General features: G+C 56.8%; 13 protein-coding genes and 1 riboswitch. Of the genes, 2 read left to right on the top strand and 11 right to left on the bottom strand.

Annotated elements, in window-relative coordinates:
- Positions 1 to 470: 470 nt before the first annotated feature.
- From PCAR_RS05215 to ribB, 4 genes are all read right to left on the bottom strand, one after another.
- The gene (locus tag PCAR_RS05215) at positions 471 to 1,571 is read right to left on the bottom strand and encodes an LbtU family siderophore porin (protein WP_158447405.1); all 1,101 of its coding nucleotides are present in this window, start codon (positions 1,569 to 1,571) and stop codon (positions 471 to 473) included.
- 189 nt (positions 1,572 to 1,760) lie between these two features.
- A complete protein-coding gene (gene feoB / locus PCAR_RS05220) occupies positions 1,761 to 3,923 on the bottom strand; it encodes a ferrous iron transport protein B (RefSeq protein ID WP_011340600.1) in 2,163 nt (720 codons plus the stop codon).
- Between the two features lie 2 nt (positions 3,924 to 3,925).
- Entirely contained in the window at positions 3,926 to 4,162 is a 237-nt protein-coding gene (locus PCAR_RS19205) for a FeoA family protein (RefSeq protein WP_011340601.1), read from the bottom strand.
- Positions 4,163 to 5,307: 1,145 nt separating this feature from the next.
- Entirely contained in the window at positions 5,308 to 5,961 is a 654-nt protein-coding gene (ribB, locus tag PCAR_RS05235; protein WP_011340605.1) for a 3,4-dihydroxy-2-butanone-4-phosphate synthase, read from the bottom strand.
- Between the two features lie 94 nt (positions 5,962 to 6,055).
- Positions 6,056 to 6,204: riboswitch (FMN riboswitch) on the bottom strand.
- A gap of 463 nt (positions 6,205 to 6,667) precedes the next feature.
- On the opposite strand from ribB, the gene PCAR_RS05240 reads away from it, so the two are divergent.
- Positions 6,668 to 7,846 carry a glycosyltransferase gene (locus PCAR_RS05240; protein WP_011340606.1) on the top strand — a complete coding sequence of 393 codons (1,179 nt, stop codon included), beginning with the start codon at positions 6,668 to 6,670 and terminating at the stop codon, positions 7,844 to 7,846.
- A gap of 32 nt (positions 7,847 to 7,878) precedes the next feature.
- On the opposite strand, the gene PCAR_RS05245 is transcribed toward PCAR_RS05240, so the two are convergent.
- From PCAR_RS05245 to PCAR_RS05260, 4 genes are read right to left on the bottom strand one after another with little or no spacing between them, the layout of a single operon-like run.
- The gene (locus PCAR_RS05245) at positions 7,879 to 9,120 is read right to left on the bottom strand and encodes an NAD(P)/FAD-dependent oxidoreductase (protein WP_011340607.1); all 1,242 of its coding nucleotides are present in this window, start codon (positions 9,118 to 9,120) and stop codon (positions 7,879 to 7,881) included.
- On the bottom strand, positions 9,120 to 9,620 hold the full coding sequence (locus PCAR_RS05250; protein ID WP_011340608.1) for a 4Fe-4S dicluster domain-containing protein: 501 nt from the start codon (positions 9,618 to 9,620) through the stop codon (positions 9,120 to 9,122). Before PCAR_RS05250 ends, PCAR_RS05245 begins: the two co-directional genes overlap by 1 nt.
- Positions 9,617 to 11,506, bottom strand: a complete 1,890-nt coding sequence (gene cooS, locus PCAR_RS05255; RefSeq protein ID WP_011340609.1) for an anaerobic carbon-monoxide dehydrogenase catalytic subunit — start codon at positions 11,504 to 11,506, stop codon at positions 9,617 to 9,619. The genes PCAR_RS05250 and cooS overlap by 4 nt, the downstream gene beginning before the upstream one ends.
- Before the next feature lie 50 nt (positions 11,507 to 11,556).
- Positions 11,557 to 11,955 carry an RrF2 family transcriptional regulator gene (locus PCAR_RS05260; protein WP_011340610.1) on the bottom strand — a complete coding sequence of 133 codons (399 nt, stop codon included), beginning with the start codon at positions 11,953 to 11,955 and terminating at the stop codon, positions 11,557 to 11,559.
- Between the two features lie 18 nt (positions 11,956 to 11,973).
- On the opposite strand from PCAR_RS05260, the gene PCAR_RS05265 reads away from it, so the two are divergent.
- The gene (locus PCAR_RS05265; protein WP_148204305.1) at positions 11,974 to 12,186 is read left to right on the top strand and encodes a hypothetical protein; all 213 of its coding nucleotides are present in this window, start codon (positions 11,974 to 11,976) and stop codon (positions 12,184 to 12,186) included.
- Here PCAR_RS05265 and PCAR_RS05270 read toward each other — a convergent pair.
- The 3 genes from PCAR_RS05270 to PCAR_RS05280 are packed head-to-tail and all read right to left on the bottom strand — an operon-like array spanning position 12,165 to position 14,524.
- Positions 12,165 to 13,241 carry a calcium/sodium antiporter gene (locus PCAR_RS05270; protein ID WP_011340611.1) on the bottom strand — a complete coding sequence of 359 codons (1,077 nt, stop codon included), beginning with the start codon at positions 13,239 to 13,241 and terminating at the stop codon, positions 12,165 to 12,167. The two genes, PCAR_RS05265 and PCAR_RS05270, sit on opposite strands and share 22 nt — an antisense overlap.
- Positions 13,242 to 13,268: 27 nt before the next feature.
- Positions 13,269 to 14,198 carry a CDF family Co(II)/Ni(II) efflux transporter DmeF gene (gene dmeF / locus PCAR_RS05275; protein ID WP_011340612.1) on the bottom strand — a complete coding sequence of 310 codons (930 nt, stop codon included), beginning with the start codon at positions 14,196 to 14,198 and terminating at the stop codon, positions 13,269 to 13,271.
- Between the two features lie 47 nt (positions 14,199 to 14,245).
- Positions 14,246 to 14,524, bottom strand: coding sequence for a metal-sensitive transcriptional regulator (locus PCAR_RS05280; protein ID WP_011340613.1), 279 nt, complete (start codon positions 14,522 to 14,524; stop codon positions 14,246 to 14,248).
- Between the last annotated feature and the right edge of the window lie 145 nt (positions 14,525 to 14,669).

Here is a 14,669-nt window from a genome sequence, read left to right on the forward strand (position 1 = left end):
GTGAGTTAGATCACGAAAATGAAATTTATTTTCATCTTCGCAGAAAATGCCTGTTCGTCAAGAGGTGCGAGTAGCAGAATGCCGGGTGCGATAGTGGCCAGTTCGCCGGAGAAGGTTGCCGTAGCGGCAAACCCGCAATAGGAGTCGGTCGGGTAAGTTTTAAATGGAGAATGGCGAAAGTGGCCCGCGGGATCTGTATCGAGCGTATCGCCGGGGGCGATACTTTATGACGATGGCGTCGGGCATCGGCGGAGCATCGGTGATGCCGGCTTGCCGGGCCGGGGCTTCATGGCGCAGAACAAGGGAGGTAAATCCTCCCCCTTCGGCATGCAATACCCCCTTTGGTCGGAACTGGGGCCATTGACTGCCGGTTTTCGCTGCGTGATCTGGAGGGACATTGCCGCCTGAGCGGCAGAATGTGTGAAAGGGGCCAGCTTAACGCCGGCCCCTTTGTCCTTTTTCTTGTCTGGTTAGAATTCGAAAGCCAGCTGTGCGGTCAGTATGTCCTGCTCATCGTCATTGGCAAATTCGCCGTGCAGATATTCGAGGGACAGGCTGGTACCTTCAAACAACGCGTAGCCGGCCACCAAACCGTACTGATTTTCGGGCAGAAGGTCGCCCAGATCGTCGCCGCCCTCGTATTTTGCCGCGACGGTGAGTTTTTCGGAGATCGCGTAGCCGAGCTCGAGGTTCCAGGTTTTAGGTTCGAGAGCCTTGCCGCCGTCGAAGGCCAGCTCACCGGCATCGAAGGAGTCCAGAGCGCCGAGATATTCGGCGATAAAGGTCAGGCGCTCCTGCCAGTTGGCGATGACGAACAGACTGATGCCGCTAACCTTGTCGCGGATATTGTCGCCGTCGATCTCGTCCGTCAGTACGTCGCTGTCGGCGAGATTGGAGATCCAGGAAATGCCGGTGGTCAACTCCAGATCGGTTACGACATCATCAGGCATGGTGTAGACCGCACTGGCGACAAAGCTGTCGATGTGATCGTCTTTGCCATCCTCGTCGATGTCGCCGTTGAAAACCCCGAAGGACACGTCGAACAGGTCGTTGGCATAACCGACGATGGCTGCCGATTCGCGGGTTTCACCCAATTCCAGGGTGAGCGGGTCGCTGATGAAGTGGCTTTCGAAGTTGCCGAAGGGGACGTAAAGTTTACCGGCTTCAAGGTACAGGGGGATAACGTCCTCGCCGTCGAGACGGATCGTGGCTTCGTCCACATCGAGCGGTTCGGTATCGTCTTCTTCCCATAAAAGCAGCACATGGCCGGAAACGTGTTTGATCAAGTCGACGTCGATGCCGAGTTCGACGGTAGCGAGGGTCAGGTCGCTTTCGTCGCCGTCTGCTTCGGGATCGTCCGAATCGATATCGATATATCCGGCTTCCACTTCGATCAGGCCGCTGAGGCTGATGCGGTCCAGCCAGTTATGCAGCCCTCGGAAGGATTGTTCCAGTTTGTCGACCCTGGCGGCCAGGCTGGTGTCGTCCGGTGTTTCGGCTGCGCTGGCCAGGGCGGGCAAGATAAGCCCCAGTCCCAGCATGATGGCTCCAAATTTAAGGATCTTTACCATAGTGTTGCGTTTCGCCTCCTGGTGATGCATTGTTATCGTCCTTTCCGGGGTGGGTCTTTCGATAGCAGGTGCTGCAGGCACCATTGCAGCAATGAATATCGGGTGCCTTGAATTTCCTGATCAAATGTCGGGTGGAGCAGACCGTGGCCACCACAACAATGAATAAAACCAATAGCGATTCCATAAGATTTAGATTCCGAATATTCCCGCTGAACCGATCTGGTAGCTCAGAACGGCCAGGCTGAAAGCGATGCTGGTATTGAAAACGATGGAAAACACGCCCCATTTCCATGACCCGGCTTCTCGGGCGATGCAGACCACTGTGACAAAGCAGGGTGCATAGAAGATCGTGAAGACGATCAGGCTGAACGCGACCACCGGGTTCCATTCCGGAGATTTGGCCAGGGTGGCGCCGAGAGAATTGGTGTCTTCCGGATCGACCTCTCCTAAAGAATAGGCGGTGCCGAGGGTCGATACCACCACTTCCTTGGCGGCGAAGCCGCCGACCAGGGCGATATTGGTGCGCCAGTTGAAGCCCGCAAATTTGGTGACGTTTTCCATGCTTGTACCAATTTTGCCGGCGATGGAGTATCTGAGAGCGGTTTCCGCCTGTTTTGCATCGATAACGTTCAGTTGCTCCTCAAGATCCGCCGGTGCGAGTGCCGTTACGCCGGCACGCTGCAGATCGAAAGATTGTTGTTGCGCCTCCGGCAGGCCGGGAAAGGTCATCATGGCCCATAGCAGGATGGATATGCCTAAAATGATGGTGCCGGCTTTTTTAACATATTGCCAGGTTCTTTCCCAGGTATGGATCAACAGACCTCGGAAGGTCGGCATTCGATAGGGCGGCAATTCCATGACAAAAGGTGTCGATTCCCCTTTGATGACCGTAGAGCGCAACAGCTTGGCGGCCAGCAGGGCGCCAGCCCAGGCGATCATGGTGATGATGAGCATGACCTGGGCCTGGTATTTGGCAAAGAAGGCCCCTACCAGCAAGGCGAAAACCGGCAACTTGGCGCCGCAGTTCATGAAGGGAGCGGTGAGCAAGGTTGCCAGACGTTCCCTTGGAGACTTGAGAGTGCGGGTGGCCATAACGCCGGGAACTGCGCAGCCGCCGGCGATACCTCCGGAAACGATAAAGGGCATGACCGAGGCTCCGTGCAGTCCGAAACTGCGGAATACCCGGTCGAGCATAAACGCCACCCGCGCCAGATATCCGGAATCTTCCAGCAGGGCAATACCGAAAAACATGAACATGATGATCGGCGCAAAACCGAGCACGCCGCCTGCCCCGTCGATAACACCGGATATAATCAGCGATTTCAGCAGGCCGTCGGGCATATTCGCATCGACCATGCCTCCCAGCCAGCCGAAAAGGCTCTCCAGCCAGGCAACGGGGGTTTCGCTGTAGGTAAAGGTGAACTGATAAAGGGCCATGATGACGGCGATCATGATCAGCGGGCCGGCAAAACGGTTGGTGAGCACCCGGTCGATATGGTCGGACAGGAATAGCCGGTTCCGGTCATGGTGATGGGTGATGATGCCCTGTTTGATGATGGCCTTGATATAGCCGTAGCGGTGATCGGCGATGACCGCTTCGGGACAGGTGGCCAGGGTGGTGGAAATATGCTGGGAAACCCGCTCCCGGATGCTTTTCAGACGGGCGCAAAGATCGGCATTTTCTCTTTGACAGTATTCGAGGATCTGGTCGTCGTTTTCAAGAAATTTCAGGGCCAGCCAGCGGGACGGGTAACTTGCCTCGGGCAGGGCGTCGGCGATTTCGCATTCCATTTCCGCCAGAGCCTGATCGATATCCTCACCGTAGGAAATGATAAGGGGCGGGGATAATTCCACTGTGTCTATCATCTCTCCGGTGGCCTGCATGAGTTCTGCCTTGCCCTGGCCGCTGCGGGCTATGGTCGGTATGACCGGTATGCCCATCAATTCGGAAAGCTTTGGAGCATCGATTTCGATACCGCGGTTTTGGGCCGCATCGACCATGTTAAGGGCGATACAGACAGGTAACCCCAGCTCCATGAACTGCACGGTCAGATAGAGATTACGCTCCAGGTTGGAGGCATCGATAATGTTGACGATGGCGGCAGGTTTTTCCTGAACCAAAAAATCGCGGGCAACCAACTCCTCCAGCGAATAAGCGGTCAGGGAATACATTCCCGGGAGGTCGATAAGTCGGAAAGTCTGACCCTCGCCGATAAAAGAGCCCTCTTTTCTTTCAACGGTAACCCCGGGGTAATTCCCAACATGTTGGCGGGCGCCGGTCAGGGCATTGAAAAGGGTGGTTTTACCGGAATTCGGGTTCCCCGCCAGGGCGATCGTGGTGCCTGTGCTCATGGTCAGTCCTCCACTGTCACGTCAATGTAGTCGGCTTCATTGTTGCGCAGGGTGAGGGTGAAGCCCATGACCCTGATAGCGACCGGATCGTAGAGCGGTGCTCGGCCTTGAATCTTTATATCGGTGCCGGGCACCAGTCCCATGTCGCGGATTCTTTTTCCCAGTTCACCCCCTGCTCGCACAGCGTCGATGATACCCCTTTGGTTGACCTTCATTTTCCGCATGCTGAGTTTGAGCATTTTATTGCCTCCTTGGATGCCTGTTCGACGGCTCGATGGTTGCACAGTCATGCCGTGAAATTGAAAACGAATTTCATGGAAAATAGAGGTGTTGGGTTTTTTTGTCAAGTTAAAATTGACTATCGTTTTCAAGTTGATGGGGTTGTCAGGAAATTCAAGTTTCAGGTTTCTGCAATGTCGCCGATAAGCGCGGGAGGCTGTCGGACCATCCATGATCCGACAGCTTTCCGGCTCGCGTTGTTTGGACGGGTGGGCAAAAAAAAGGACGCGTTGCTCAGGAGGTGAGGCAACGCGCCAAAAGATGGAGGTGTTGGTTTGTGATGAGCCAACCGTTCGTATCAACTGTGTTGTTGATGGGAGAACTCTATCGCAGCGGCGCGGATTTCACCACGTGGGAGTTCGTATAATCTGTGGGAAAAACTCTGGTATACGAAGTGTGCGTTTGCGCAGGTCGCATCGAGGCGTGTTTGCAGATAAAAAAAGACGCGCTGCTCAGGAGGTGAGGCAACGCGCCAAAGATGGAGGTGTTGGTTTGTGATGAGCCAACCGTTCGTATCAACTGTGATGTTGATGGGAGAACTCTATCGCAGCGGCGCGGATTTCACCACGTGGGAGTTCGTATAATCTGTGGGAAAAAGGCCCGTATACGAAGTGTGCGTTTGAGCAGGTCGTTACAGGGCGGGAATGCAGGTAAAAAAAATACGCGTTGCTCAGGAGGTGAGGCAACGCGTCAATAATGGAGGTGTTGGTTTGTGTAACGCCAACGGTTCGTGTTTACTGAAGCCGAGTCTACGTTATGGCGGCCTGACTGGCTACAGGGATTGCCGTATATTTAATGAAACGAAGAAACGTTTTTGGAGTGTGCATATGCACACTCGCTTGCAGATAAAAAAGGACGCGCTGCACAGGAGGTGTAGACAGCGCGCCATCAGATGGAGGTGCCGGACAAAGTCCGCTTTGGATATCCGCACATCGTCACAGGTGCGCCGATATCGGTACCTTTGCCGACAGCATGCGGCATGCACGCTGTCGGGCAAGGCACGGTCAGCATGCCGGGGTAGGATGAGTATTGTATGAGCGGATCGTTGGAAGTTTGTTGCTCCGACCGGGATGTCGAATATCCCACCCGGTCGGAGCGGAGCGTATCATGCCGATTTTTCCATGTGGGATTCAAGGGCCAGGGCCAGGTCTTCAATGCTGACCACGCTGAGGTAATGGCGCTCGGCGAAGGTGATGATTTCGGGCAGGCGGGCCATGGTACCATCTTCGTTGGTCAGTTCGCACAGGACTCCTGCCGGTTTGTATCCGGCCATTCGCATCAGGTCGACGGTACCTTCGGTGTGTCCGCGTCGTGTCAGCACGCCGCCGGGACGGGCTCGCAGGGGGAAAACATGGCCCGGACGGGCCAGATCGTCGGGCCGGCAATCGTCGGCTACGGCGGTGCGGATGGTGGTGACGCGGTCGGCTGCCGAAACCCCGGTGGTGACGCCCTGCCGAGCTTCGATGGAGAGGGTGAAGGCTGTCTGATTGGCGCTGGTATTGTCGCTTACCATTTGGGGCAACTCAAGTTGTTTGAGTTTGTCTTCGGTCAGGCACAAACAGACGATACCGCTGCATTCCCGGATCATCATGGCCATCTGGGCGGGGGTGATGGTTTCGGCGGGGAAGATCAGATCGCCTTCGTTTTCACGGTTTTCATCGTCGACCAAGAGCACTCCGCGTCCCTGACGCAGGCGATCGATGGCGAGGTGAACACGTTCAAGAGGGGTTCCGAAGCGGTCGAGCAGAGATTGGGACATCACAAGACTCCTTGAAATGGTGGTTGCAGGCATCTCAAGGCGTGACGAAATAAAGCTGATGATGGAGAGCACAAGCGGATAAGGCCTGTAGGTGAAGCATTCTCTCTCGTCCGGACTCTAACCGTCGGCCCCGGATTCCAACCGGGTCTGCTGGCCCTGCTATACGGCAGGCGCTCGCGGGCTTGTTTGCTCGATGGCAACATCACCGCCGGTGGGGACTTTCACCCCGCCCTGAGAACTTTACTGCGCCACCATAGCGCCGGCAGCATGGGCTGTCAATGTTTTTCCTGGCAAGGGGGCGGAGAGTGGACAGGGAGACCGGCGAGGGGGGAGCAATGTGGAACGGCCACCGAGGCCAGATCGGTGCACATCTGCAGGTGACTCGCGTATTCCCGGGGCGAAAAGCTGTGACAGCATGGACCGCTTCGGCCTTATCGCGGTCGCATCCATTTGCTGTCGATGTCCCCCGGGCTCTTGATTGAAAATCATGAAGATGCTATGGGTGAGGTATTGTCTTCGTTGCAAATAGACGTGCGGCGCCGACGGTTATCGGCAACACCCTTTTCGCTGTATCCCGTCTGACGAGCGCTTGTTGAAAATACCCGTAGCCGGGATTTGTCAGAAGGTCGGCTCCCGGGTACCGGTCTGTTCGGAGCGCCCATGGCAAACGGGGCATTTTTTGTTCGATCACCAGGAGGAAAGGTTCATGTTCAGTATTATCATGCCCGTCTGGAACCGGGCGGAAGAGGTTGCCGCAGCCGTCGACAGCGTACTTGCCCAAACCTTCCGGGATTTTGAACTGGTTATTGTGGACGATGGTTCGACAGACGATCTCGCCGCTGTCGTAGAGGCGTACGAGGACGAACGAATCCGGTTTTACCGGCGTCCCCATGAGGGGGTGTGCAAGGCCCGCAATTTCGCCCTGAGCAAGGCCTGCTATCCCTATATCGCGTACCTGGATTCGGATAACCGCTGGTCTCCGGATTTCCTCGCGATCATGCGAAAAGCGCTGCAAGACAGCCCGGAGGCCCATCCCACGGCTTATTGTCAGGCCAGCTTATTTCGCCGGAACAAGAACTCGGGCGATCTGCAGCTGCGTTGTCTGATCGGACAGCCTTTCGGTTTCAAGCAGCTGTTGCGGCAGAACTATATCGATCTCAATGCCTTTGTGCATGCCCGCGCGCTCCTCGACAGTACCGGTGGTTTTGACGAAACCTTGCGGCGGCTCAACGACTGGGATCTGATTATACGCCTTGTCGCCCTGGTACGCCCGGTATATGTGCCGCAACCCCTGGTCGAGTATTACGATTGCGTCGCGGGCAACACCATAACCGCCCGGGAAAAGCTGGCTCCGGCCATGCGCTACATCCGCAAAAAGTACAAGGGGCAGAGCGGCCCGTTCGTTTACGTTCACGATACGGTGCCGCATTTGTGGGGTGATCTGTCCGATGACAAACACCGCAATTTCTGGATACATCTCAACCGCAAGAAATTCCTCCTCCCAGGCGATCGGAGGGCCCTGGCCTATCCTTTTATGCTGCAGATCGAGCCGACCAATGCCTGTAATCTGGGCTGCCCTTTATGCCCCGTCGGTCGCAACGAACTGGGACGTTCGACCGAGCATATGTCGCTGGCAACCTTTCAGGGGATCGTCGATGATATGGCCGATCATCTGCAGTTTCTTTTGCTGTGGGACTGGGGCGAACCGTTCATGCACCCGCAACTGCCTGAGATGGTGGCCTATGCGGCGGCTCGTGACATTCGCACCATGACCAGCACCAACGCCCATTTTCTTGAAGACGAGGATTACCTGCGGCGTCTGTTGGGCGCGGGGCTTTCGACCCTGATAGTGGCCGTCGAGCGGGGAGGTCGACGGCCCAAATGACAAGGAATGGAGGAGGGTGGTGACTTGACGATCTAGACGACAGCTTGCAGACGATAATCGGGGATGGCGCTGGGAGCCAGGTCGCCAAGGGGATGTTTATGGATAATGGCCTCGGCATAGAGGCCGGAGAGGCTGATGTCGCCCCACAAGACGGCGGCGGCAAGGCTGCCGTTCTGATCGGAATAGCAGACTTTGGTGCACAGACGGCCGCGACTGTCGGTATGCTCGTAAATCTGCTTTTGCCAGCTTGGATGCGGATCGAAGACCGGGCCCAGCGAGACCAGCGGCGTTCCGCACAGCACCGCCGAGGTTTTCAGGCCGGTATGTTCCGTGAGGCTTTCGTCCCCGCCGCTCATGTTGATGCCGGCGACACGGCCTTGCCGTCGCGCGGCGGGCCAGATGGCGCTTGGCATAACGCGACCCACGGTAGAGTCGCAACTTTCGGTGACGTCGCCGGCGGCGAAAATATCCGGCACGCTGGTGCGGCCACCGCTATCGATGACGATGCCGCGGTGCCCGATGGCGCCCAGGGGGGCGAACAGGTCGATGTTAGGACGCACGCCCGCGGCGCACACCACCAGGTCGGCGGGAATTTCACGGCCCGTTTTCAGCCGCACCGCGGTCGGTTCGCCCTGGCTGTCGCGCAGGATGGCGGTTACCGAATCCCGGCAGATCATGTCGATGCCGTGGTCAACCATGAGGCGGAGCATACGCTCGCCGGTACGTTCTTCGAGCTGCAGGGGCAGGGGATGGGGGGCTATTTCGATGATTGTTACGGATGTATGGCCGGCTTCCACCAACGCTTCGGCCAGTTCGCAGCCGACCAGACCGGCACCGATGATCGCCACGTGTCGGCGTCCCATGATCTGTTTGTAAATCCCTTCGGCATCTTCCAGATTGCGCAACCCGAAAACGCCGGGTCCTTCGATGCCCTCGATGGGAGGTGTCAGACTGCTGGCACCGGTGGCCAGCAACAGGCGATCGTAGTCGATGTTTTCGCCATGACTGCACAGAACCTTTTTTTGCAGTGCGTTCACAGCCGTCGCATGTTGTCCGAAGCGAACTTCGATCCCGTAATGCTCAGCCCAGTTCTGCGGTACGAAGCGCGTTTTTGCGCTGGGTCGCTTGCCGGAGGCGACCAGATGCAATTGGCAGCGGGAGAAGAATGTCGCATCTTTACTCAGCATGACGATTTCCGCGGTCGGGTCGTTTTCACGAATCGCTTCCGCCGCCGCGGTGCCCGCGGCACTGTTCCCTATAATCAGATGTTTCATCAGCTGGCCTCCCGCGCTTTTGGGGGATCGATATAAACGACCGTATCTTCCTGTCCGTCGCAGTCGCCGAGGGTCAGGCAGCCGGTGGGACAGTTTTCGACGCACGCGGCGCAGTCCCGCTCGGTACAGCCGTCACACTTGATCATCACCCGTTTGTCGCCGATAAAAGGACGGGCAAAGCCGGAAGGGCAACTCATGACACACATGAAACAGCCGACGCAGGTATCCGTGTCACAGACCACATAACCCGCTTCGTTTCTGCTCAACGCACCGCTCATACAAGCCTGGGCGCATTGGGGTTCCTGGCAATGACGACAGTGTTCCGGGAACAGACTGCCATCAGTTGTCTCTTCGATTTTGCAGCGGGCGCGGATGGCAGCAATGCTGCCATCCTTGTAAGCCTGTTTCAGATCTTCGTTAGGGCTGTGAACCACGATGCAGGCCAGTTCGCAGTTTTTGCAGCCGGTACATTTACTGCTGTCGATGATTTTTTGTTTCATGCGGCGACCCCCAGCGCTCCGAGTTTACCGGCAATAATCGCAGCCATCTGTTCAGCGGTTTTGACCGGATCCGATTCGATGAAGAGCCGCCCGCCGGTGATGCCCGGAAGGTCTTCGGTGAGGAGTTTGGTGATGATGGGGGAACCGGCTACCGGAGGTACCTGGGCCAGGTGCAGGGTCAATCCCATGGCCAGTCCGAAGGCGCCGTCGGCCAGGGCCTGTTCTTCCAGCCACTGGGGAGCGCTGATCACCACCGGCAATTCCGGCATGGTGATGTGCATGGCTTGCGCCAGAGCCTTGGCCACCATTTCGATGCGGCCGATGCTCAGGCAGGGGCCGAAGTTGAGTACCGGCGGGATACCGAGGGCTTCGCATACAGCCTTGAGGCCGGGGCCGGCAAGATCCCTGGCGCCGGGGGAGCACAGGCCGACATTGGCCAGCCCGCCGGTGGTGCAGCCGGCCGACAGAACCAGGATGTCGCGCTTGATCAGTTCCCGGGTGAGGTTGACAGTCATCACATCGTGACCGCCTTCGGCCAGGTTGGAGCAGCCGAGCACGCCGACCACGCCTTTGATCTGGCCGCTGACGATCAGGTCGATCAACGGTTGCACCGACCCGCCGAGGAAGTCGACCAGCGACTTTTCGCTGATCCCGGTAACCACGTCGCCGAAACCGTGCTGCGGAATGTCGAGGATCACGCCGGTATCGATGGCGCGGCGTTGTTTATGCTGGGTTGCGGCCATGCGGGCCAGTTTTTCCGCCAGTTCCATCTCTTTGCCAAGTATATCCGGCTGCAGTTCAGCAGATGACAATTTGGCCACATCGTCAAGGCAGATCAGTTTGACGTTCTGTTTTTCGGCGATGGGCTCGATGCCGGACAGGGTACAGTTGAATTCGCTGATCACCATGTCGATGGCACCGGTGGAAAGCAGCGCTTCCTGGGTAAAGTTGTTACCGGCCTGGCCGCTGAATATATCGGTGCCGCTGGAGCCGGCGCGCAACTGCATGTCCTGACCGACGCAGGTCATGCCGACCAGCTTGATGCCCTTGGCCCCGGCCTCGCGACCGATGGCCTGGCCGGCGTCTGTTTCCAATAAGGCAATGAGTCCGGCAAAAACCGAGTGGCTGTGACCGCTGACGGCGATGTTGACGTAGTCGGGGTCGGCGACGGAGAAGCCGGTGGCGGCGGTGCGAATGACCGGTTCGCCCATGATGACATCGTTCATCAGATTGGTCAGAGCCAGACCGTACAGGCCGGTGCTGATGCCGAGGTTAAGAACATGGAGCATCTGGTCGACGGGATCGGTATTGAGATTGGTGCTGGTTTTAACCAGAGCATCGAACACTTCCGCCTTAGCGCCGCCGGGGAAGATGCCGAGTTTGTTCCAGGTGTCGATGCGTTCCTGGGGGGCCAGGAATTCAACCAGTTCCATTTTTTCATCGCGGGGTTTGTACAGGTCGGCCAGAACTTTTTCGGCCACCAGGCGGGCTTTTTCTGCGGTGGTTTCCGCTTCGATGCCGAACAGGGCGGACAGTTCGTCCAGGGCCTGCTGGGAGCGGATCGGCAGGGGGGAGACACCGTCGCCGATAGCCTTGAGACGTTTGGCGGTCGCTTCGCAGACATGCAGGTAACAGGCGGAGCCGGCGGCGACCATGCGCAGAAAGTTGCGGGCTACGATGCTGTCGGCGGTCGCACCGCAGACACCTTTGGGGGAGTCGGGAGTGATCCGGCAGGGTCCGTTGGAACAGAGTCGGCAACAGACGCCGAGTTTGCCGAAACCGCATTTCACTTTTTGTTCGGCAAAACGGTCAAAAGCGGTGTTGATGTCGGTTTTGCTTTCCAGGTAATCAGACAGGCAGGAATCTGCCGAGGCACAGCGGGTCATGGGTTCCCTCCATAAAGTAAGAATAAGGTAAAGTGGTTGGTGATTATTCCTCAGATAAGTTGATCGAAAGTGATGGCTTTCAGATGGTTTTCCATCACGTTTTGCAGCTTTTTCATGGCGTCGTGCACCGTGCAGGTTCCCTGATGGGTGCAGACGCCTTCGCTTTCCAGACACTGGTTCAACAGCAGTCCTTTGCCGTCCGCTACCTGCAGGATCTCCAGCAAACTGATCTGCTCTGGCTCCCCCTTGATGGTCAGTCCTCCGTTACGTCCACGATGGCTATGGACCAGATCCGCGTTGATGAGCTTTGCGAGGATTTTGCGTAAGAAGGGGGCGGGGATAGTCATCTGGCGGGATAGCTCATCCACCGGAACGGGATGTTTTCGTTGTTCCGGTCTGGAGAGGTGCAAGATGGTGCGAATGCAATAATCGGCTTCCCTGGTGATCATGAGCTTCTCCCGTAAAATATGACCAAATCAGTAATGATGACCAAAGAGGTAATATATTTTGGCGACACTGTCAACAGGTTTTTTGATCCGCATCAATTTTATGCGTCATCAGGCTGGCCGGATGGGTCGTTGCATGAGGTTGAAAATAAAAAAAGGGCGATCAAAAAGATCGCCCTTCGAATGCTGACGGTGGAGTACTGCCGGGATCTTCAGGTGATTTTGTGTCGTTGACGCAGGCTCCGCCAGAGGGACAAAATCAGCGTGACCAGGGAGAGGGGAATAAAGAAAAAGACCATAGCCTGAACAAACAGGCCCATTCGGGGATGGTGCAGGCTGTTCAGGACGGTAAAAACGGTATAAGCGATAAAATAGGCGAAAAACAATCCCCCTTCCCAGCGGGCGATGCGATGTCCCGTGAGAAAAATGGGCAAGCAGGCCAGACAGGCCGCGAGCATGATCGGTAAATCGAGCATCAGGGCCTGGTGTGGCACTGCGATAGTCGAAGGCGCCACGCTGGCTGTGAGTCCCATCACCACGAGAATGTTGAAGATGTTGCTGCCGACCACATTGCCGACGGCGATGTCCCGCTGGCCGCGTAAGGCGGCCAGGGCCGAAGTGGCGAGTTCCGGCAGCGAGGTGCCGATGGCTACCACCGTCAGACCGATCACCAGGTCGCTGACCCCCAAGCAGGTGGCGATGGTGACAGCCCCCTGCACCAGCCAGCGCGAGCCCAGGCCGAGCATGGCCAACCCTGCCACAATCTGCACGATCTGCCACAACCGCCGCGGGCGGGGGCCGGCCGGCAATTCGCACTGGGGCGGTTTCTCGCGGTTCTCCCTGAGGCTGCGCACAACCGTCCAGACCACGTAGATCATGGCGCAGGTGAACATCAACAACCCTTCCCAGCGCTCCAGGCCGCCGTTAAGGCTGAACAGCAGCAACAGAACCGCTGCTGCGATCATGATCGGCACTTCCAGGCGCACTACCTGGCGAGATACCATCAGGGGGGCGACCAGTGCCGAAACACCGAGAATCAGCAGGATATTGCAGATATTGCTGCCGACCACGTTGCCCAGGGCCAGGCCCGCCTGGCCGTTCCAGGCCGAAGACACGCTGACGGCAAGTTCCGGCGCGCTGGTGCCGAAGGAAACCACGGTCAGGCCGACCACCAGCGGTGAAATACCCATATCCGAGGCCAGTTGCGCCGCCCCGCGTACCAGCAGTTCGGCGCCGCTGATGAGGATGATAAAGCCAGCTACGAGCATAATTAAAGTCAAAAGATCCATGGCATGTCCCCGGTATGGAATCGTGTGTCAAGCCTTGCAACAGTTTGTGTGAAGATCACGGTGATGTACCTCCACGGTAATATGGTGCAGTCCGTGGATTTTTTCAAGCCGTTGTCGGTAATCGCCGGGCGAGAGCGCCTGGCCGGTATCCACGGAGGCCAATGCCGCAAGGTCGTGCGATCCAAGATACCAGACCCGCAAATCGGTTACCCGACTGTCGTTGTCGGACTCGAGAGCCGTACGAATTTCCCCATATATAGCTTCCGGGGCTTTGCCGTCCAGAAGAATGTGGCCCGTTTGTTTGAGCAGGGACCAGGCCCAGCGCAGTATCAACACCCCGCCGAGCATGCCCATGACGGGATCGAGAAAGGCCCAACCCAGATATTTACCCGTCAACAAGGCGGCAATGGCAAGAATCGAAGTCAGAGCATCGGCGATGACATGCAGGTAGGCTGCTCTGAAACTATGATCGTGTTGGTGGTTGTGGCCGTGACCGTGACCGTGACCGTGCATGATGGCGATGCTGGCAGCATTAACTACCAGACCGAGTATGGCTACCACAATGGCTTCGTTAAACGCAATGGTGACGGGAAAAAGCAGACGCTGTGCCGATTGATACAGCATCGATAGGGCGGCCACACCGAGAAACAGGGCGCTCGTATAGCCGGCCAGGATTCCGAATTTACCTGTACCAAAGCTGAAGACCGGAGAATGCGCGTGTCTTCGGGCAAGGATGTAAGCCAGCCAGGTGATGCCCAGGGCAAAGGCGTGGGTTCCCATGTGCCAGCCGTCCGCCAGTAAAGCCATGGATCCGGTCAGATAGCCTGCCGCCACTTCGATCAGCATGGTGGCGAGAGTCAGGATGACCACACGCAGGGTTTTGGATTCATTGGCATGCTCGTGAATCTCATGATTATGCGCATGGTTGCAGGTGGTTGGGTCATTGATGTCATGCATAGAATAGTTTTCCTTCCGGAATAGGATTATCGACGGGATTCACCGGATCAGCGTATTTTTTGCAAAAGATCGGTCAATTCGTCGATGAGTTGGTCGCTGTTGTCGCCATCCAGTACGGCCTGTTTGATACAACCGCGCATGTGATCGCCGACAACCTGTACCCATACCCCTTTAAGAGCCATGGTGGCTGAGGCGATCTGGCGCAAGACCTCGATGCAGTCGCGATTATTCTCGATCATACCGCCTAGGCCCCTGACCTGACCTTCAATACGGTGCAGGCGTTTCAGAAGGCGTTCCTTGTCCTGGTCCGATCCGCAAAGACTCATAAGCACTTCCTCCTCCTTCTTTAGAGTATAGGGCCATACCCTATAGAAAGCTATTTGCCTAGTCAATCGATAAAGTATAGTCCTGGTAGAAATCTATAAAAATGGTTGCAGTGATTTGTGCGATAAATTTTTTGTTGACTGGAAA

The organism is Syntrophotalea carbinolica DSM 2380 (assembly GCF_000012885.1).
GTDB lineage: Bacteria > Desulfobacterota > Desulfuromonadia > Desulfuromonadales > Syntrophotaleaceae > Syntrophotalea > Syntrophotalea carbinolica.